Here is an 18585-nt window from a genome sequence, read left to right on the forward strand (position 1 = left end):
GTGGTATCGATGGGGACCCATTTGCCTTGCTGCTGCACACGCTGGGGCATAGACGTATCGGTCCGGGTGAAGGTGCCGTCCGGGTTGGCCACCACCTGGGTCCCGATGCCGGTGAGCTGGCCGATGGTCACCGATTGGCCGGTCGCCTTCGCCTGCGCGGACGCCGACTCCGTGGGATTGAGCCGCGTGGCGGAGGACTCGGATCGGTCGCTCGGCGACGCAGCCTGGCGTGATGGCGTCGGCGCGCTGGTCGAGGCGTAGGCCGGTGCCGTGGCCGCCAGTGACCCGGCAGCCAGGGCAGCGGCGACAACGATGGCGATCGGTCTCGACGTGGGGAGCCTGGACGCGCGCACGGTTTTACGAGAAGCGGACATCGCGGTTGGGGTCCTTCGCGGATTTCATGCGGTTCCCCCCGTGGGCCCCGCGCCGCTGTGCATTCTGTGTGGCCGGTGTGCGCGGGGTCCATCGTCAATGAATCGCCAAGTGACCGTCTGTAGCCCGATTTTGACGCATTGGCGTCAACCTGCGTTCCGTTCTGGGTGATTCCTTTGCGTTTCCCATGGAAACACTTGACGTATCGAGTCGATCCCGGGCCGTAGCGTGATCCCCCGCGGGGGGACTAGACCGACGTGTGCCTCCGTTTCACGTGCACTCAAATCACCCAAATCGACGGGGGACTTAGGCGATTCGGGGCTGGGGGAGGGGACGCACGGCATGGCGTGGATTTCGGGGTGGAGACGCGATCAGGCGGCCTGGGCTGCCCAGAGAGTTCGCCGCACGGCGGTGGTGATGGCCGGCGCCTTGGTGGTGGGCCTGCTACCTGCGGGCGTGGCCGCGGCGTCTCCAGCCACGCCTCAAGTGGCACTTCCCGCCGCACCGCAGAACAGACGGGTCCCTCTATCCCGGCCATGGCCCAAACGCAGTTCAACTCCCAAGTCCTTCAAGCACTTCGACCCCAGCGGGCACACGAAGCTCCCTGCGCCGGGCAGCGCCATGGTGACCCTGCCCAACGAGGCTGCCTCCGCGAGCCTGAGCGCCAAGGCGACTCAGGTACGGGCCGGAAGTCTGCCCGTCCTGCTCGGTGCTGCCGCAGGTCCGCAGCCCCGGTCGGCAGCCGTCACCGGGTCACAGCGGATACGCGTGACAATGCTGGCCCAGAAGTCCGCGCGCACGGCCGGTGTTCATGGCGTGCTGTTGACGCTGCAACGCACCAGCCCGGGAAGCGGGAAGGTCGCGCTTCGCGTGGACGACTCGTCGTTCCGCTATGCCTTCGGCGGTGACTTCGCCTCGCGCCTCCACCTGGTTCAGCTGCCCGCCTGTGCGCTGAGCACGCCGGAGCTGGCCAAGTGCCAGGCTCAGACCCCGGTGCGCACCGCCCCTGGATCGCCGCTGTCCGCGCAGGTCACTGTTCCGGGACCGAGTCCGGCGTCGGGTGCCGTCGGCTCTGCACAGCCGGTGACGGCGTCGTCCGGCGCCATGGTTGTTCTGGCCGCGACCGCTGGCACCTCAGGCTCGGCTGGTGACTACTCGGCGACCAGTCTGGCGCCAGGCGGTTCCTGGTCGACCTCGGGGAACACCGGCTCGTTCACCTACAGCTACCCAATTGCCGTACCGCCTGCGCTTGGCGGAGTGGCCCCGAATGTGGACCTGTCGTACAACTCCGCCGGCCAGGACGCGCGCACCGAGGGGACTAACAACCAGTCCTCGTGGTTGGGCGACGGCTGGGCCTCGACGGAGAACTATGTCGAACGCACCTACAAGTCGTGCGACGACGACTCCTCGTCCGGCGCGCCGAAGAACGACGGCGACGAGTGCTGGGCGGGCCAGATCCTGACCCTGTCGCTGAACGGCACGTCCACCGACATCGTCTACGACGACGCGACCAAGACCTTCCGTCCCGCCGACGACAACTCCACCACCAAGATCGAGGACCTGAGCAACGGCACGAACGGCACCAAGAACGGGGAGTACTTCAAGGTCACCGAGGGCGGGGTGCAGTACTTCTTCGGCCTCAACCGCCTGCCGGGCTGGTCCAGTGGCAAGGACGAGACCAAGTCCGTGTGGACGGTGCCGGTGTACCACGCGCACAGCGGCGTGTCCGACTGCCCGGACAGCACCGACTTCGCCGCTACCTCCTGCACGCTGGGCTACCGCTTCAACCTGGACTACGCCGTGGACCTGCACGGCAACGCCACCGTCTGGTACTACGCGCCGGAGACCGGTTACTACGGCGCGGACCTGAAGGACACCGCGGTGACCTACACCCGCGGCGGCACCCTGTCCCGCATCGACTACGGCATGACCGCCACGACGATCTACTCCGGTACGGCGCCGGAGCAGATCCTGTTCGACGCCTCCGCCGAGCGCTGCATCGCCGGCACGCCCTCCGGCAACACCTGCGCGGACAGCCAGTTCACCCCCGCCAATGCCGCGTACTGGCCGGATGTGCCGGTCGACCTCAACTGCACCTCGGGCTCGTCGAACTGCACCAACCACGGCCCGAGCTTCTGGTCTCGCAAGCGCCTGACGTCGATCACTACCCAGATCCAGACGGGCGGCGTGACCAAGCAGGTCGACAAGTACAACTTCACCCAGTCCTTCCCCGACGGCGGCGACCACGCCCCCACCCTGTGGCTGGACTCCATCCAGCACACCGGCCTGGACACCCTCGGCGGTGCATCAGGCAGCACCTCCACACCGGCAGTGAACTTCGACCCGCCGCTGCAGCTGCCCAACCGGGTCGGCACGATCCCCCAGATGCCGCTGATGTACCACGACCGCATTCAGACGGTCACCAGCGAGACCGGCGCCCAGACCAGCGTCACCTACGACCGGCCCAACTGCTCCAGCGCCCCGGCCAGTGACCCCAACGACCCCACGGACGCGGCCGCCAAGACCTTCGCGTCGACCAACACACTGTCGTGCTTCCCGGTGTACTGGACCCCCGACGGGCAGCCGGCGCCGTGGATGGACTGGTTCTACAAGTACAAGGTCACCGCGGTCGTCACCGAGGACACGCACAACTCCTATCAGGACGGCACCGAGCCCAAGCTGGAGACGGACTATGCCTACAAGGGCAACCCCGGCTGGCATTACGACGACAACGAGCTCGTCAAGGCCAAGAACCGCACCTGGGGACAGTTCAGGGGCTACCCGGAGGTAGACGTCACGACCGGTGACCCCACCGTGTTCCATCTGACCAACGGCGCCAACGTCTACGATCAGAAGACCCTGAGCAAGACCTATTACTTCCTGGGCATGAACGGCGACACGCTGCCCGGCGGCAAGACCCGCTCGGTGCTGGCGCTGACCAGCCAGGACGGAACCGTCAGTGTGGCGGACAGCAATGCGCTGGCTGGGCAGGTCTTCGAGTCCGACACCTACACCGGTGCCACCGGAAGCCTGAACTCGGCCACCGTCACGGTGCCCACCATCATCGGACCCACGGCCTCCCGATCCCGCAGCGGCCTGCCGGACCTCACAGGGCAGATGGTCCGCACCGTCAAAAGCCTCACCCGGCAGGCGGTCTCCTACGGCTGGCGCAAGACCGAGACCGACACCTTCTACAACACCACCCTGGGCAAGCCGACGACCGGCATGCCCGTACAGGTCGACGACCGCGGCGAAACCGCAGCCAGCGACAACGTCACCAACTGCACGTACAACCGCTACGTCACCGGCAGCGTGGACACCCTCGTGCTGCCCGCCGAGACCATCGCCACCGACCAGGACTGCTCCACAGCCGGAGCGACACCCGGCGGCACGCTGATCTCAGACGTCCGCACCTCATACGACAGCAATGCCTTCACCTACGACGGCGACGGCCAGCAGAACCCGGCGCTTCCCAAGACCGGTGACGTCACCCTGGTCCAGAAAGCGTCCGCTTCCACCGGCGCCACCGCGACCGCGTTCGTCGACGAGTCCTCGGTCGCTTACGACGGCTACGGACGCGTCACACTGACCACCCGCACACCTCACTCCACCGCTCCCAACGGCTCCAGCCTCTCCCAGAACACCGCCACCAGCTACACACCGGCCACGGGAGAGCTCCCGACAGACATCGTCACAGCCACCCAGGTCACCCCCGGGGCCACCTGCACCACCGCCACCACCAGCTCCAAAGACTGCCAGGTCTCCCACAGCACCATGGACCCGTCCCGCGGCCAGCCCACCGCCCAGACCAATGCGGCCGGCCGGCTCACCTCACTCACCTACGACGCCCTCGGCCGCCTCAACGGGGTATGGCTGCCCAACGAGAGCAAGACCAACGGCGCCCCCGCGAACACGACCTACACCTACAGCCTGTCCCAGACAGGACCCTCGATCGTTGCCGCCAACTCCCTCCTGGACAATGGCAGCTACGCGACCAGCGAAACGCTGTACGACGCCATGCTGCGCCCCTTGCAGACTCAGGCGACCGCAGAGAACGCGAGCACGGCGGTCAGCGACACCCAGTACGACTCGCACGGCTGGACCGTCGTCACCAACAACGCCTACAACGTGGCGGGCAGCCCCCGCAACACCCAGATCCCCGTGTCCCAGGCGAGCATCCCCGACACCACCGTCACCGACCACGACGCAATGGGCCGCGCAGACCTGGTCACCGAGGAGCACAACGGCCTCAAGACCTGGACCACGACCACCGCCTACACCGGAGACAAGACCACCGTCCTGCCCCCGAAGGGCGGCGTCGCCACCACCACAGTCGTCAACGCACGCGGCCAGAACACCGAACTCGACCAGTACACCGTCGCACCCACCTTCTCCGGCACCGCGACCAACGGGTTCACCGCCACCGACGGCACCACCTCACCCACCACCTACGGCTACGACGCCGCCGGACAGCAGCACCAGATCACCGGCCCCGATCACACCGTATGGACGTTCGACTACGACCTCCTCGGACGCAAGAAGACCCAGAACGACCCGGATGTGGGCAAGAGCAGCTACGGCTACGACGATGCCGGCAACCTCGTGTCCACCACCGACGAGGCGAAACAGATCGAACTCGACTACACCTACGACCTCCTGGGCCGCAAACTCACCGCCAGCGACAAGTCGAAGTCCAACTTCCAGTTCGCCTCCTGGCTGTACGACACCAAGCGCATCGGCCTGCCGACCTCATCGACCCGCTACGTCCAGGGCACCACTGGCGGCTACACGATCGCCACCACCGGCTACACCGCCCTCGGCCAGCCGACCGGCACGACGGTCTCCCTGCCGGCCTCCGAGACACCGCTGCCGTCGACCTACACGACGACTTACACGTACACCATCAACGACCAGTTGCTGGCCACCCAGACCGATCCGTCCACCAAGGGGCTGAGCAGCGAGGTCATCGACTACGACCACGACGCGCTGGGCAACCCGACGGCCAGCAGCAGCGGCAGCGTCAGCAGCTATATCAGCTCGACCGACTACACGGACTTCGGCGCGCCCTCCCTGGTCAAGCAGGGTCCCTTGACAAACCCGACCACGACCACCACCTACCACTACGACGACCAGACCCGCCGACTGACGGAACGCGTGATCGACCGGAGCCAGGCACCCGGTCCGACAGTCGATGACACCAAGTACACCTACGACGCCTCCGGCAACCCGACCTCCACCACCGACCTGCAGTCCGAAACCGGCAACACCGTCACCGACCAGCAGTGCTACGGCTACGACGCCCTGGACCGCCTCACGGATGCCTGGACCGCCACCAACTGCACCGTCAACCCACCCACGGCCAGCACCCTCACCACAACGCCCGGCTCCTACTGGCAGTCCTTCAGCTACGACGCCATAGGCAACCGCCACCAGAGCATCGACCACGCCATCGGCAGCTCCGGCACCAACGTCACCACGACCTACGTCAACGGGTGCACCGCCAACTGCAACGCCACCGGCCCCCAGCCCCACACCCTCACCTCCACCACCGGCGGCACCAACCCCACGACCCTCGGCTACGACGAAAACGGCAACCTGCACACCCGCACCCCCACCACCGGCCCCGCCCAGACCCTGACCTGGGACGACGAAGGCCACCTGGCCCAGGTGGACACCAGCGGCCCCAGCCCCGCCACCACCAAGTACCTCTACGACGCCGACGGCAACCAGCTCATCCGCCGCGACCCCGGCCAAACCACCCTCTTCGTCGGCGACACAGAGATCGTCGTCAACACCGGCGTCACCCCCAACGTCCTCCTCGGCGCCCTCCGCACCTACACCCACGGCGGCACCGGGACCCCCGTAGCCCTCCACTCCAGCCTTGCCGGCGGGGGCGTGAAGTACCTCTTCAACGCCCCCAGCGGCACCGCGACCCTGTCGATGGACACCACCACCCAGCAGGTCGCCCGCCAGCAGTACACCCCCTACGGCCAGCCCCGAGCCAGCGCCAACACCACTACCTGGCCCGACCCCACCCACACCTACCTCGGCAAACCCCAGGACACCACCACCGGCTACACAGACATCGGCGCCCGAAAATACGACCCCGCCCTCGGCCGCTTCATCAGCGCCGACCCGCTCCTCCAGCCGACCAGCCCACAGTCACTCGGCGGCTACACCTACGCCAGTGACAACCCCGTCACCAACAGCGACCCGAGCGGCCTCATGGCCTGCCAGACTCCTGACGAGTGCGGCGGCGGTGCCCAGTACGGCAACAACACCCCGACCCGGAACAGCGGTGGCAAGGCGCTCAACGACGCTTCCTGGGGTTGCAACGGCTGCGACGTAGTCAACAGCTCCAACAGTGACCCGAACAACCAGGGGGAGGTGGACGCAAGCAAGCGCCGCGCTGCCAGCGCTGCCTTCCACAAGAAATACATGGAGATCTACCCGCAGGTCTTCATCCCCCGCAACTGGAAATACGCCAACCAGTTCGCCAAGATCTTCAACGAAGAGACCGACACCGCATGCCGGGACTTCGGCTGGGACTGCCTGGCTGACCCGCAGGACGCTTCAGAGGCCGCGGCCGACCAGCACATCATTACCCATCTGAAATTCCTCACCTGCATGGCGCTCGGCCACGGAACCGGCTGCATGGGTAAGACCGGCACCTCTGTTGGGGTGGCCGCGGCGGCGATATTTGCCCTCACGGGAGGCGGCGGTGAGGGGCCGGGCGCGTCTGGGCACGTGGTCGGGAAGGGGGACGACCCTCTGGTCCCTGGGTTGGTTGACGATATCAATGCCAGATACCCTGGGCACGTCCGGGCTCAAGGTATTGATATTGTCGGCGCAGATGGGCGTGTGCTCACGGATTTCGATATTGTGACTCGGAACGCGGTGGTTCAGGTCAAGTCCGGCTCCGGAAAGGGTGCATTGAAACAGGCCCAAAGGACTGAGGAGTTGACGGGTTATCCGGTAATTGTCTACCTTCCGCAAGGTCGCGGAAGTGTGATCAAGAGCTTGGAGGAGAATGGCATTATGGTTACTCGCGACAAGAATGTTCTGCTGGACGTTCTGGCCCCATAACTCAAGTCGGGGTCTAGCTATCGAGACAGGAGGGACCTATGCGACCTACGATTGTTCTCCTCAGCCCCCCGGAGGATCATCAGCGGATCGTGGCCCGACTTCAACAAGTTGGGACCTACGAAAAGGAGGCCATCCTCGATCGACTCGATCGAGGGGAATGCAGCTTCGGGGTAGACGTGTCCGGGGACGTTCTAGGTGAATTCGACGAAGAGGAATTGAACGAAATCCGCCACCGAATTGGCGAATTTCGGGCAATTCTACTCGAATATTCCGGAGTTTCCTGTATTCGGGATCTTTTGGGTGAGGTGATTCAGGGAGTATCGGGTTTGATGGATACAAATTACGGTGAAATCATTGAATATGAGGAGGTTTTGGCGCGCTTTCGTCGTGAACGTCTTTGGGATTGGCGCTCCGCGGTAGCTGGGTAAGTGCGGGCGAGTTCCGCCGTTGGATATGACTTGAAGGGGGCGGCGGTTGCTCAGGGCTGCGTGTGACTTCGCGAAGGTGTGCCCACCTGATGTCACGTGGGTGAGCATCATCGGTGACGGCTCCGATTTGAAGAGCGAACTCGACTTCAGCTTCGGCATCTTCGGCTTCCTGCCCCTGGCTGCCCGGGTCGTGGAGTTGCAGACCCCCGTCCGACGGTATCCCGGGCCGCCTGTCCTGGACGGCGAAGCAGAACGGCACCCCCAGGAGCGGCTCGAGGTGCTCCACGCCGGGCTGGTGGAGGACCTCCCCGGCGGGCGGGTCCGCATCCTCACCCAGGAGACCCAGATCGGCGAGGATCAGGCCGAACGGCAGTGAATCGGTGGGCCGGTGCTGGTCGCGGTCGTGTCCCTTGTAGTGGTGTAGCCGATCAATCGGCCTTTGTGTTGGTGGTGTTGGGTAGTCCGGGGGCGCTTTCGCGGAACTCGGCGGGGTAGATCTGGTCCATGCTGCCTTCGGGGAGGTAGCGGCGGGGAAGGCGATCCATTCGTCGTGCATCTCGAAGAGCACGGCGGTGACCAGCCGCAGCAGCGCGTCGTCGTTGGGGAAGACCTGGACGACGTCGGCGCGACGCTTGATTTCTCGGTTGACCCGCTCCAGCGGGTTCGTGGACTGGATCTTCTTCCAATGTCGTTCCGGGAAGGCCGCGAAGGACGTCAGGTCGTCCTTGGCTTCCAGGAGTATCCGCTTGACCTGCGGGAACTGACCGCCGGGCATGTCGGCGACCGTGTCGAGCTGACAGCGGACAGCGGCCTGGTCGGGCTGGGCGAAGATGGTGCGGATGGTGGCAGCGACCATCTCGGCGGCGTCTTTGGGGATCACGCCGAAGACGTTGCGCAGGAAGTGAAGCCGTAAAGAATCAAGGTGCTGCTTTACAGGTGCGGGCTCGTTGTCAGAGTATGGCGGTTCCGGAGGATATCTGTTCACAACTTCATTGCAGGTTCTCGGTGTTGTTGCCGCATCTCAACGAGCGGCAGCGGCGTCTGGCCTTGGCCACCGAGGCCCGGCTGATCGGGCATGGCGGCGTACGCGCGGTGGCGAGGATCGCACAGGTCAGCGAGACGACCGTGCGTCGTGGAGTGTTGGAGCTGGAAGCGGGGGCCGGGCCGCTGCCGGGCGGCCGGGTGCGTGCGCCGGGCGGGGGCCGCAAGCGGATCGAAGCCAACGACCCCGCCCTGCTCAAAGCCTTGTTGGGCCTGGTCGAGCCGGACGAGCGGGGTGATCCGATGTCGCCGCTGCGGTGGACGACGAAGTCGCTGCGGAACCTCGCCGAGGAGTTGGTCCGGCAGGGGCACCCGGTGTCTGAAGTTTCCCCGTGATCTCGGACACTCGTTCGTTATGCCGCGAGGGCGTGCTGGTGCCGTTGCCGGGTCTCAGTCGGGGTGAGGTAGCCGAAGACCTTGTGTTTGCGCAGGCGGCGGCGGTTGTAGAACGTCTCGATGAAGGCGAAGACCCCGGCGCGGGCGGTGGCCCGGTCCGGCCAGACACGAGTGCCGATCTCTTCCTTGAGCAGTGCCCAGAAACTCTCCGCAGCGGCGTTGTCGAAGCATGATCCGGTGCGTCCACAGCTCTGCCGGAGTCCCAACTCCCTTATCTGATATATGAATTGGGTCGATGTGTACTCGCTTCCGCGATCACTGTGGATCACGCAGCCGGGCTGCAGGTGGCCCCGATCGTGGGCCATGTCCAGGGCGTTGACGACGAGTTCGGCGCGGTGGTGGTCAGCCATGGCATAGCCGACAACCTCGCGGGTGGCCAGGTCCAGCCAGCAGGCGAGGTAGAGCCAGCCCTCGGCGGTGGGCAGGTAGGTGATGTCGCCGACCAGCTTGGTTCCGGGCGTATCGGCGTGAAAGTCGCGGCCGATCAGGTCCGGGGCCGGCTTCGCCTTCTTGTCCGGCCGGGTCAGTGAGCGGTGCTTGCAGCGGGTGACGCCGCGGATGTCGCGCTCGCGCATCACGCGGGCTACGCGCTTGCGATTCACCCGCCGCCCGAGGCGGCGCAGCTCGGCGTGGATACGCGGGACACCGTAGGTACGGCGGGAGGCGAGGTGCAGCACGGTGATCTCGTGCGCGAGTGCGTCGTCGGCGGCCTGGCGCCTGCGGCGGGCGGCTTCGCCCTCGCGCCAGGCGTAGTAGGAGGAGCGGGCCACGTGCAGCACCTGGCACAGCAGGACGATCGGGTAGTTCGCCTTCTCCGCATGGATGAACCGGTACAGCTCGCTCACCGGTCGTTCTCCTTCACGAAGAAGGCGGTCGCTTTTTTCAGGATCTCGATCGTCTGCTGCTGTTCGCGGTTCTCCTTGCGCAGCCGCTGCAGTTCCTCGCGCTCGGCGCCGGCCAGCTCTCCGCTCTGGCCCTCGCCCCGGTCGGCCTTGGCCTTGCGGTACCAGCCTCGCAGGGACTCCGAGCTGATGCCGAGTTCCCGGGCCACCGCGGTGACCGTCTTGCCCGAGGAGTCTACGAGCGCGATCGCGTCCCTCCTGAACTCCTCGGTGTACCGCTTCGTGTACTTGCTTCCCACCTGGTGCTACTTCCTCTGGAACCTCAGGTCCCAGTCTCCAGGTGTCCACGATCAAGGGGAAGCTTCACTTCCTTGAGTACCCCGCCGTCGAGGTGGAGCTGCCCTGGGGCGGTCCGGAGGATGACCGGGAGCGGAAGAAGTTCCCGCTCATTCTCACCACGACGTACGGCAATGCCCTCCGCGCGAACATCTTCAACGTCGAGGTGTGGAAGCCCGCTCTTGCCGCGGCCGGCGTCATCCCGGTGCGGAAGGCGGGGGAACGCTGGAAGGCGTCTCGCAAGGACGGATTTCATGTGCTGCGGCACACCTACGCGTCGGTCATTCTGGAAGCGGGCGAGTCCGTGGTCACGCTCGCTCGGTGGCTTGGCCACTCGACCCCCACCATCACCCTCGACTTCTACGCCCACTTCATGCCCGAGGCAGGTGGGAAGGGGCGCGGTGCCATCGACGCACTCCTCAACCGAAGCGCCCAGGCCGTCCCGGCCGGGTAGTGGACACGATACTTGGACGCCTGCGAGGAGAGGGGCGCAGCATTCGCTGCGCCCCTCTCCGGCGTTCCGGACCGGAAGCGCGGTCACCCTCCGTGAGGATTGGCGTCCGCCGTCGACGCTGATGCCCGAAGGCCCGACAAGACCGATGGCCCGCGGCGGGGAGAACCGGCCGAAGCGGAACGCATCTCATTCTCCCCAGATTCTCCCCAGCGCCCTTGAGCGGGGCTCCCGGCGGTCGTGGCCGCCCGCAGGTGGCCCTGACGTAGGCCCTCAGCGGCCGGTTGCTCAGAGCCAGTCCTTGCGTTTGAAGATGAAGTACAGACCGGTGCACACGACCGCCATCAGGACGATCGCGAAGGGGTATCCCAGCGCCCAGTGCAACTCCGGCATCTCCCGGAAGTTCATCCCGTAGATCGTCCCGACGAGGGTCGGAGCGAACAGAATGGCGGCCCACGAGGAGATCTTCTTGATCTCCTCGTTCTGTTCGAAGCCTGCCTCCGCCAGTGCCCGCATCTCCGCGTTCTGCTGCTGGGTGACCAGGGTCGCGTTGACCGTGAGGATCTCCGTGAGGGCCTGGCGGAAGCCGTCGACGCGTTCGCTGGTGTGGGTGACGTGGTCGGCCACGTCCCGTAGGTAGCGCTGGAGTTCCTCGTCGGTCTCGTACTTCGTGAAGCCCGCCATCAGGCCGTGCAGCATGCCCACGAGGGGGCGGGTCGCGCGCTGGAACTCGACCGTCTCGCGGGAGAGTTCGTAGATACGGCGGGAGACTCCCGGGTCGCCCCGGAAGACCTCCGTCTCGATCTCGTCGATGTCGTTCTGCACGCCCGCGACGACCGGGGCGTAGTCGTCGACCACCGCGTCGAGTATGGCGTAGAGAACCGCCTCCGGGCCGAGCTTGAGGAGGTCGGGGGAGTCCTCCATGCGGCGGCGGACCGCGGACAGATCGGGGGCCGCGCCATGGCGGACCGTGATCACGAAGTCGGGGCCGACGAAGACGTGCAGCTCGGCGAAGTCGACCTCCTCCGGCGCGTCAAGGTAGCGGGCCGCCCGCAGGACGACGAACAGGGTGTCGCCGTACCGTTCCAGCTTCGGCCGCTGGTGCGCCTCCATCGCGTCCTCCACCGCGAGCGGGTGCAGGCCGAACTCGGCCGCGAGGGAGAGGAGTTCGTCGGAGGTGGGGCGGGCCAGACCGATCCACGCCATGCCCGCGGGATCCTCGCGCAGCTCCCGGTAGGTCTCCGCGAGGGTGGCCGGCGTGGACACGCGCACGCCGTCCCGGTACAGCGCCGCCTCCACGACGCTCGGTTGCTCCCCGGGCGCCGCGGCCGCCGCGGACTCCGGCCGCGGCTGCTCGGCCGTGTCCGGCTCCGGCGGCAGCGCGCGCCGCCAGACGGACCTCCTGGCGCTCCGGCCGTTCCTGCCGTTCCCGGACGAATTCTTCGGGAACGGACCCGGGCGTCGCTCGGACATCACGGCCGCCTCTCGATGGCGCCTGCATCGGCGTGACCAGTACGTCTCGGTGCAGGATATACGGGGCGTACGCGGGGCGAGCGGGGGCGGTGCAGGAGAGTGTAGGACAGTTCCTGTCCTAGTTCGACGCTAGCGTGCCCGCATGACGAAGAAGCCGTCCGGCCCGGTCCTCGGTCCCCGCGCCCTCAACCGCGCCACCCTCGACCGCCAGCTCCTCCTGCGCCGCTCGGCGCGGTCGGCCCAGGAGGCCGTGGCACACCTCGTCGGCCTCCAGGCACAGAACGTCAAGCCGCCGTACTACGCCCTCGCCGCCCGTCTGAACGACTTCGTCCCCGCGCGGCTCGCCGAGCCCATGGCCGACCGGGAAGTGGTCCGGATCGTCACCCTGCGGTCGACCCTCCACACCCACACCGCCGACGACGCGCTCACCCTGCGGCCGCTCGTCCAGGCGGCCCGGGACCGGGAGCTGACCCACTTCCGCGCGGGCCTGGCCGGCGTGGACCTGGACCGCCTCGCCCTGCTCGCCCGGGAACTGGTGGAGGCCCGACCGCGCACCATGGCCGAGCTTCGTACGGCCCTGAGCGCCGAGTGGCCGGGCGCCGACCCGCGGTCCCTCGCCGTCGCCGCGCGGTGCCGGCTGCCGCTCGTCCAGGTCACCCCGCGCGGCGTGTGGGGACGCAGCGGGCAGGTCACCCTCACCACCGCCGAGCACTGGCTGGGCCGCCCCGCCGAACCGGCACCCGCCCCCGACGCCACGGTCCTGCGCTACCTCGCGGCCTTCGGTCCCGCCTCCGTCCAGGACATGCAGGCCTGGGCCGGGCTGACCCGGCTCCGTGCGGCGTTCGAACGACTGCGCCCCCGTCTCCTCACCTTCCGGGACGAGAACGGGGTGGAACTCTTCGACCTGCCCGACGCGCCCCGTCCCGACCCCGAGACCCCGGCCCCGCCGCGCTTCCTGCCCGAGTTCGACAACCTCCTGCTCTCCCATGCCGACCGTACCCGGGTCGTCCCGTCCGTGTACCGGGGCCGGGCCTGGCAGGGCAACCAGGCGTTCCGCACCCTGCTCGTGGACGGTTTCCTGGCGGGGGTGTGGCGGTTGGAGGAGGGCACCGCCCTGGTCATCGAGACCTTCGGTCGCCTGAGCCGGGCCGAGCGCGCCGACGTCACCGAGGAGGCCGAGCGCATGCTGGCCGTCATGCACCCCGGGACCTCGTACGACATCCGGTTCGGGACGGTCGTCCATGGATAGGGGGCGCTGCGGGCTGCTCGTGGTAGCCCGCAACGCCCCCCGGTCACTCACCTGAGGGATACTCAGGAGATCTTCTGGTTACGAGTCGACCTGCGCGGTCACCAGGTTCGAGAAGGTGGTCAGCCGGGTGTAGACACCCGGGTAACCGGCCTCCGCGCACCCCTCTCCCCAGGAAGTGATCCCTGCCAGGACGCCCCCGATGAGCAGGGGACCGCCGCTGTCGCCCTGGCAGGTGTCTGTGCCGCCGGCGGTGTATCCGGCGCAAACCATGTCGGTCTGGACGAAGTCCGAACCGTAGGAGCTCTTGCAGCTGGAGTCGGACACGATCGGGACGGTCGCGGTCCGCAGCTGGTTGGAGGAGCTGCCGTTCTCCGAGGTGGTGCCCCAGCCCAGGATGCGGGCCGTGGTGCCGGCCGCGTACACACCGGTCTGGGAGGAGCTGACGTACGACGCCGGGGTGTACGGCATCGACGTCGACAGGGTCAGCACGGCCACGTCGTCGCCGTTGGTGGCGTCCGTGTAGTCCGGGTTGATCCAGATCTTGCCGACCTTGCTGACCGTGCCGTCGGTGCCGTTCAGGTTGGTACGGCCGCCGACCACCCGGACGCTGCTGGTGGACTCGCCCTCCATGCAGTGCGCGGCGGTCACCACCTTGGTGGCCGACACCAGGGTGCCGCCGCAGAACTGGCTGCCGGACGCGTCCGTGATCTGCATCATGAACGGGTACGCGGTCGTGGTGGTCGTGGTGCCGCCGACGATCGGCTGGGGGGCGGCTGACGCGGTGGGGGACGCGATCAGCGCGGTCGCCGCGGCGGCAGCGGTGGCTGCCAGCACTGCGGCGGTCCTTCTTGCGCGGTGGTGCCCGAACATGAGTCTCCTCAGTGGGGGTTGCCGGTGGGGGTCGCGCGGGTGTGGGGGGTGCAGCACGGGGGTCGCGGGACCGACCCCCGTATGCCCGGGCGAGCGGCACATCCATAAGCTAGGACCCGGAACCCCACCCTCCCAATGAGGGAACCCCCTAGGGGGATGGGGGAGGGAAAACCCTCGGTCCGCCTCAGTTAACAAGAGCGGCGCTCAGCGCGCGCGTCGCCCTGCGGCCAAACGGACTATGTCGACCCGCGATCGGATGCCCAGCTTGCGGTAGACCCGGGTCAGGGTGGCCTCGACCGTCTTGACGCTGATGAACAGCCGGGCGGCGATCTCCCGGTTGGTGGCCCCCTCCATGACCAGCGCGGCGACCTGACGCTCCATCGCGGCCAGTCCCTCCAGCGCCGGCTCGGCCGGCGGGACCGCCGCGGGCTCGGGCTTCGGTGCCGAGACGGCCTCGTCCACCTGCCGCAGCCAGGGCAGCGCCCGGCACCGCCGGAACAACCGGGTGGCCTCGTCGTACGCCGTCGGGGAGTGCCGCCCGCGCAGCGAGGCCAGCGCGAACGCGGCCCGCGCCTCCTCCAGGCCGTGACCCAGTTTGGCGAACCGGTTCTGAGCCGAGGTCAGCTGGGTGGCGGCCGTCTCGTGGTCGCCGTGCGCCGCACGGACCAGCGCCTCGGCCCGGTCGAGGGCGGCGAGGACGCTCTCCCGGCCGAGCCTGAGCGCGTGCGTGCGGGTGACGTCGATGACGTCCTGCGCCTCGGCGGTCTCACCCACCCGGACGAGTGCCTCGGCGAGGTCCCCCTGCCAGCGGCCGCGGGCCGGGTCGGTGATGCCGAGGCTCTGCTCCAGCTCCCGCACCCGGCGCAGCGAGCGGACGGTCCCCGCCGGGTCGCCCGCCACCAACTGGGCGTAGCCGAGCGCGCCCAGGGCCCGGGACAGGTACATCGTGTCGCCGTCCTGTTCGGCGTGCTCCACCGCCTCCCGGGCCAGTGCCAGCCCCCGGTCGACGTCGCCGCCGGAGGCCTCGGCCAGTGAGGTGAGCATCGCGGAGGCGGTCTCGCCGATCCCGGAGTCATGGGCCAGGCCCAGTCCCTCGCGGGCCAGGTCCAGGGCCCGGCCGCAGTGCCCCGAGCGCAGTTCGGTCTCGGCGAGCCCGCGCAGGAAGTGCACCTCGCTCTCCACCTGGCCGCGCCGACGCACCTCGCGCAGCAGCGCGGTGACCGTGGTCCGGGCCTCGGCCAACTGGTCGCTCATCACCAGCCAGCGGAACCGGGCACTGCCCGCCCCGTTGTGGTGGCAGGCCACGTTCGGGTCCTGCGGCTCCTTCAGGGCGCGTTTGATGGTGGCCGGCGCGTCCGGATGGCCCATCAGGGTCTCCACCTGCGCCTGCAGGGACAGCGCGAGGAGTTCGGTGCGCCGGTCGCCGCCCTGGGCCGCCAGATCGGCCGAGTGCGCGGCCGCCTGCCGGGCCGCGGTGAAGTCGCCCTCCACGATCAGGGAGCGCCATGCCAGCTGGTAGTGGACCAGGCCCAGCAGCCGCGGGTCGTCGCCGGCGTCGGCGAGGGCGTGCGGGAAGGCCGCGTCCACCTCGGTCATGGTGTGACCCGCGGAGTCGATCACGATGATCCAGGCCCGCACCCGGTCCGCCGGACGGGTGGCCCGGGTGAGCACCTCGCGGGCGATGTCCTGGGCGAGGTCGATCTCACCCGCGCTGGTGGCGTCCTCGGCGGCCAGCAGCCGCCGTTCGTCGGGGCCGGGCGTGTTGTCGCCCGGGGTGTGCCGGGCCGCGAGCAATCCGATCTGCGCGGCCACCGAGGGCGCGCCCCGGTCCCGGGCCTGGGCGGCGGCCTCGGCGAGCCGCGCGGCCACCTCGGGGTCGGTGCCGGTGGTGGCCAGGGCCAGGTGCCGGGCCCGCTCGATCGGGTCGGAGGCGGCCGTGGACAGTGCCGCGTGCGCGGCCCGGCGCTCCTGCGCGGGCGCCTCCGCGTACAGCGCGGCGGAGATGAGCGGATGCGCGAAGCGTACGGCAGGTCCCTCCGGCTCGGTGGCCAGCAACCCCAGTTCGGCCGCCTGGGCGCACTCGGCCTCGGCGTTCTCCCGGCCGGCCGCGTGCAGCAGCGCCTGGGTGGGACGGGCGCCGGCGCTGGCCACCAGGAGGGTCCGGCGGGCCTCCACGGAGAGCATGTCGAGACGGCTGAGCACCAGGGCACGCAGCGAGGTGGGCACCGGCAGCGGCTCGCCGGGGCGGGGCGGGATCGGGTTCTCGGCGAGGGCGCGGCCGAGCTCCAGGGCGAACAGCGGGTTGCCGCCGCTGGTGCGGTGGATCTCCCGGACCGTCGCCCGCGTCAGCCCGGCGTGCCCGCGGTGGTCGAGGAGCTCCGAGACCTGCGTGCGGTTGAGCGGCCCGAGGCGTACGGCGACGGTGTCCGGCGGCGACGAGCGGAGGTGGCGGTCGTACTCCTGGCCCTCCGTGCGGACCGCGCACAGCAGTTGGACCGGGGTGCCGCCGAGCCGCCGGGCGGCGAAGCCGAGGAGTTCGGCGCTGGCCGGATCCAGCCACTGGAGGTCGTCCGCGACGATCAGCACCGGGCCCTCGGCGGCCAGCGCGCGCAACGTGGACAGCACCGCGAGACGCAGCGCCAGACCGTCGCGCTGGAGGGTGGACTCGCCGCGCCCGGTCAGCGCCGACTCCAGGGCGGTGCGCTGGGCGGCGGGCAGCCGGCCGGAGACCTCGTCGAGGACCAGTCCGAAGAGGTCCGCGAGGGCGAGGAAGGGAAGATGGGATTCGGACTCGGTGGCCGAGCAGCGCAACACCGTTCGCGCGGACGGGGAGTGTTCCGCGTCCAGCGCCCGCAGGACGGTCGATTTCCCGATTCCGGCGGGTCCGTGCAGAAGCACACTGCCACCCGAGGCGAGCTGGTCCCGGGCCGCCGCGACCAGCTCCGCCCGGCCGATGACCAGGTCGGGGCGGCATCTGGCAGGCTCCTGGAAGTCCCGTCGCACGGTCACCGCTCCCCTCCTGTGTCGTGTCCCAGCCAAATACTAGGCAAGGAACGCGGAAATCCGGCCGGACGGCGTGGTGAGGGACATAACAGCGCCCTGACGGATGTGACTTCACAGCCCGTCCGCATGAAGGGGGGCTATGGCAGCAACCCCGTGCGACGAGCCGTCGACACCGCCTCCCCCCGGGTGTGCGCGCCCAGCTTCCGCATCGCCGAACGCAGATAGCCCTTGACCGTCTCGGGCCGCAGCCCCAGCCGTTCGGCCACCGCCGCGTTGGTCGCGCCCGCCGCCACCCAGGTGAGGACGTCCAGCTCACGAGGGGCCAGGGTGGCCCCGGTGGCCGGGGCCGAGGTGGTCAGCAGACCGCAGGCGGCCAGGAGTTCGGCGCGCAGTTCGGGGTCGGTGATCCGCGGCGCCAGCGCCCGCAGCGCCGCGTGCGCCTCCCGCACCTGCTCCCACGCGGCTCCGGGCTCCGCCACGACGGCGGGTTCCGGCCGCGCCGCGGCCAGCAGCCCCCGGGCCTCGTCCTGCACGACCAGCGCCTGTTCCACGTCCCGGGCCGCCGCCACCGCCGCGCCCAGCGTCCGGTCACCGAGCGGCTGGGCCGTGCGCAGCGCCCCGTACAGCACGCCCCGCACCCGGCGCCGCACCACCACCGGTACGGCGAGGACCGAGCGGATGCCCTCGGCCGCCACCGGGATGTCGTACTCGTGGCTGATCTGCCGGGAGACGGAGTAGTCGGTGACCGCGCACGGCCGGGCCAGCGCCACCGCCTTGCCGCCCAGACCGTTGCCCGAGATCACCGCGAGCGAGCGCAGGGACATCGTGTGGGTGCCGCTCAGCTCGCTGATCCGCATCTGCGGCCGGCCCGCCTCGACCAGTCCGCCGAAGGCGATGGGGAGCCCGGTGACACGCCGGAGCCTGGCCAGCGCACCGCGTATCTCGACCGCCCCCGCGACCTCTGCTGCCACCTGCGTTGCCCCTTCGACCCCGGCCTCGTGCGGTCCACACCCCCGTTCGGGGGTAGTGAGACCTGCA

General features: G+C 68.8%; 12 protein-coding genes and 2 pseudogenes. 7 read left to right on the forward strand and 7 right to left on the reverse strand.

Going from position 1 to position 18585, the window contains the following annotated elements; genetic code table 11:
* The first annotated feature begins 84 nt into the window (after positions 1–84).
* The 4 genes from ACZ3KP_RS12860 to ACZ3KP_RS12875 all read left to right on the forward strand — a co-directional run bounded on the left by ACZ3KP_RS12860 (position 85) and on the right by ACZ3KP_RS12875 (position 8262).
* A complete protein-coding gene (locus tag ACZ3KP_RS12860) occupies positions 85–261 on the forward strand; it encodes a hypothetical protein (RefSeq protein WP_467498901.1) in 177 nt (58 codons plus the stop codon).
* A 981-nt stretch (positions 262–1242) separates the two neighbouring features.
* Positions 1243–7458 (forward strand): RHS repeat domain-containing protein, encoded by a 6216-nt coding sequence (locus tag ACZ3KP_RS12865; RefSeq protein ID WP_467498903.1) that lies wholly within the window; start codon positions 1243–1245, stop codon positions 7456–7458.
* An 89-nt stretch (positions 7459–7547) separates the two neighbouring features.
* The gene (locus tag ACZ3KP_RS12870; RefSeq protein WP_467498905.1) at positions 7548–7886 is read left to right on the forward strand and encodes a hypothetical protein; all 339 of its coding nucleotides are present in this window, start codon (positions 7548–7550) and stop codon (positions 7884–7886) included.
* A 100-nt stretch (positions 7887–7986) separates the two neighbouring features.
* Positions 7987–8262, forward strand: coding sequence for a hypothetical protein (locus ACZ3KP_RS12875; RefSeq protein WP_467498907.1), 276 nt, complete (start codon positions 7987–7989; stop codon positions 8260–8262).
* A 52-nt stretch (positions 8263–8314) separates the two neighbouring features.
* Here the strand turns inward: ACZ3KP_RS12875 and ACZ3KP_RS12880 are convergent.
* Positions 8315–8796 (reverse strand): annotated as a pseudogene (locus ACZ3KP_RS12880) (transposase); the annotation flags it as partial.
* A 47-nt stretch (positions 8797–8843) separates the two neighbouring features.
* Between ACZ3KP_RS12880 and ACZ3KP_RS12885 the strand changes: the two are divergent.
* Positions 8844–9248, forward strand: a pseudogene (locus tag ACZ3KP_RS12885) (ISAzo13-like element transposase-related protein); the annotation flags it as partial.
* Positions 9249–9280: 32 nt separating this feature from the next.
* On the opposite strand, the gene ACZ3KP_RS12890 reads toward ACZ3KP_RS12885, so the two are convergent.
* Together ACZ3KP_RS12890 and ACZ3KP_RS12895 are read right to left on the reverse strand one after the other, a co-directional pair.
* On the reverse strand, positions 9281–10168 hold the full coding sequence (locus ACZ3KP_RS12890) for an IS3 family transposase (RefSeq protein WP_467498909.1): 888 nt from the start codon (positions 10166–10168) through the stop codon (positions 9281–9283).
* On the reverse strand, positions 10165–10464 hold the full coding sequence (locus ACZ3KP_RS12895) for a transposase (protein WP_467498911.1): 300 nt from the start codon (positions 10462–10464) through the stop codon (positions 10165–10167). Before ACZ3KP_RS12895 ends, ACZ3KP_RS12890 begins: the two co-directional genes overlap by 4 nt.
* A gap of 41 nt (positions 10465–10505) precedes the next feature.
* On the opposite strand from ACZ3KP_RS12895, the gene ACZ3KP_RS12900 reads away from it, so the two are divergent.
* The gene (locus ACZ3KP_RS12900) at positions 10506–10955 is read left to right on the forward strand and encodes a site-specific integrase (RefSeq protein ID WP_467498913.1); all 450 of its coding nucleotides are present in this window, start codon (positions 10506–10508) and stop codon (positions 10953–10955) included.
* A 285-nt stretch (positions 10956–11240) separates the two neighbouring features.
* Here the strand turns inward: ACZ3KP_RS12900 and ACZ3KP_RS12905 are convergent, their stop codons facing one another.
* Positions 11241–12425, reverse strand: coding sequence for a magnesium and cobalt transport protein CorA (locus tag ACZ3KP_RS12905; RefSeq protein ID WP_467498915.1), 1185 nt, complete (start codon positions 12423–12425; stop codon positions 11241–11243).
* 142 nt (positions 12426–12567) lie between these two features.
* Between ACZ3KP_RS12905 and ACZ3KP_RS12910 the strand changes: the two genes are divergently transcribed.
* Positions 12568–13674, forward strand: a complete 1107-nt coding sequence (locus tag ACZ3KP_RS12910) for a winged helix DNA-binding domain-containing protein (protein ID WP_467498917.1) — start codon at positions 12568–12570, stop codon at positions 13672–13674.
* Positions 13675–13752: 78 nt separating this feature from the next.
* On the opposite strand, the gene ACZ3KP_RS12915 is transcribed toward ACZ3KP_RS12910, so the two are convergent.
* The 3 genes from ACZ3KP_RS12915 to ACZ3KP_RS12925 all read right to left on the reverse strand — a co-directional run bounded on the left by ACZ3KP_RS12915 (position 13753) and on the right by ACZ3KP_RS12925 (position 18518).
* Positions 13753–14544 carry a S1 family peptidase gene (locus tag ACZ3KP_RS12915; RefSeq protein WP_467498919.1) on the reverse strand — a complete coding sequence of 264 codons (792 nt, stop codon included), beginning with the start codon at positions 14542–14544 and terminating at the stop codon, positions 13753–13755.
* Between the two features lie 204 nt (positions 14545–14748).
* Positions 14749–17553, reverse strand: a complete 2805-nt coding sequence (locus tag ACZ3KP_RS12920) for an ATP-binding protein (RefSeq protein ID WP_467498921.1) — start codon at positions 17551–17553, stop codon at positions 14749–14751.
* A gap of 131 nt (positions 17554–17684) precedes the next feature.
* A complete protein-coding gene (locus tag ACZ3KP_RS12925) occupies positions 17685–18518 on the reverse strand; it encodes a helix-turn-helix transcriptional regulator (protein WP_467498923.1) in 834 nt (277 codons plus the stop codon).
* Positions 18519–18585 lie beyond the last annotated feature (67 nt).

The organism is Streptomyces sp. NPDC020958 (assembly GCF_055562175.1).

What these genes read in the sequence shown, in the direction of transcription:
- ACZ3KP_RS12905 (WP_467498915.1), bottom strand. Translation starts at nt 12,425, where the DNA reads ATGTCCGAGCGACGCCCGGGTCCGTTCCCGAAGAATTCGTCCGGGAAC.
- ACZ3KP_RS12910 (WP_467498917.1), top strand. Translation starts at nt 12,568, where the DNA reads ATGACGAAGAAGCCGTCCGGCCCGGTCCTCGGTCCCCGCGCCCTCAAC.
- ACZ3KP_RS12915 (WP_467498919.1), bottom strand. Translation starts at nt 14,544, where the DNA reads ATGTTCGGGCACCACCGCGCAAGAAGGACCGCCGCAGTGCTGGCAGCC.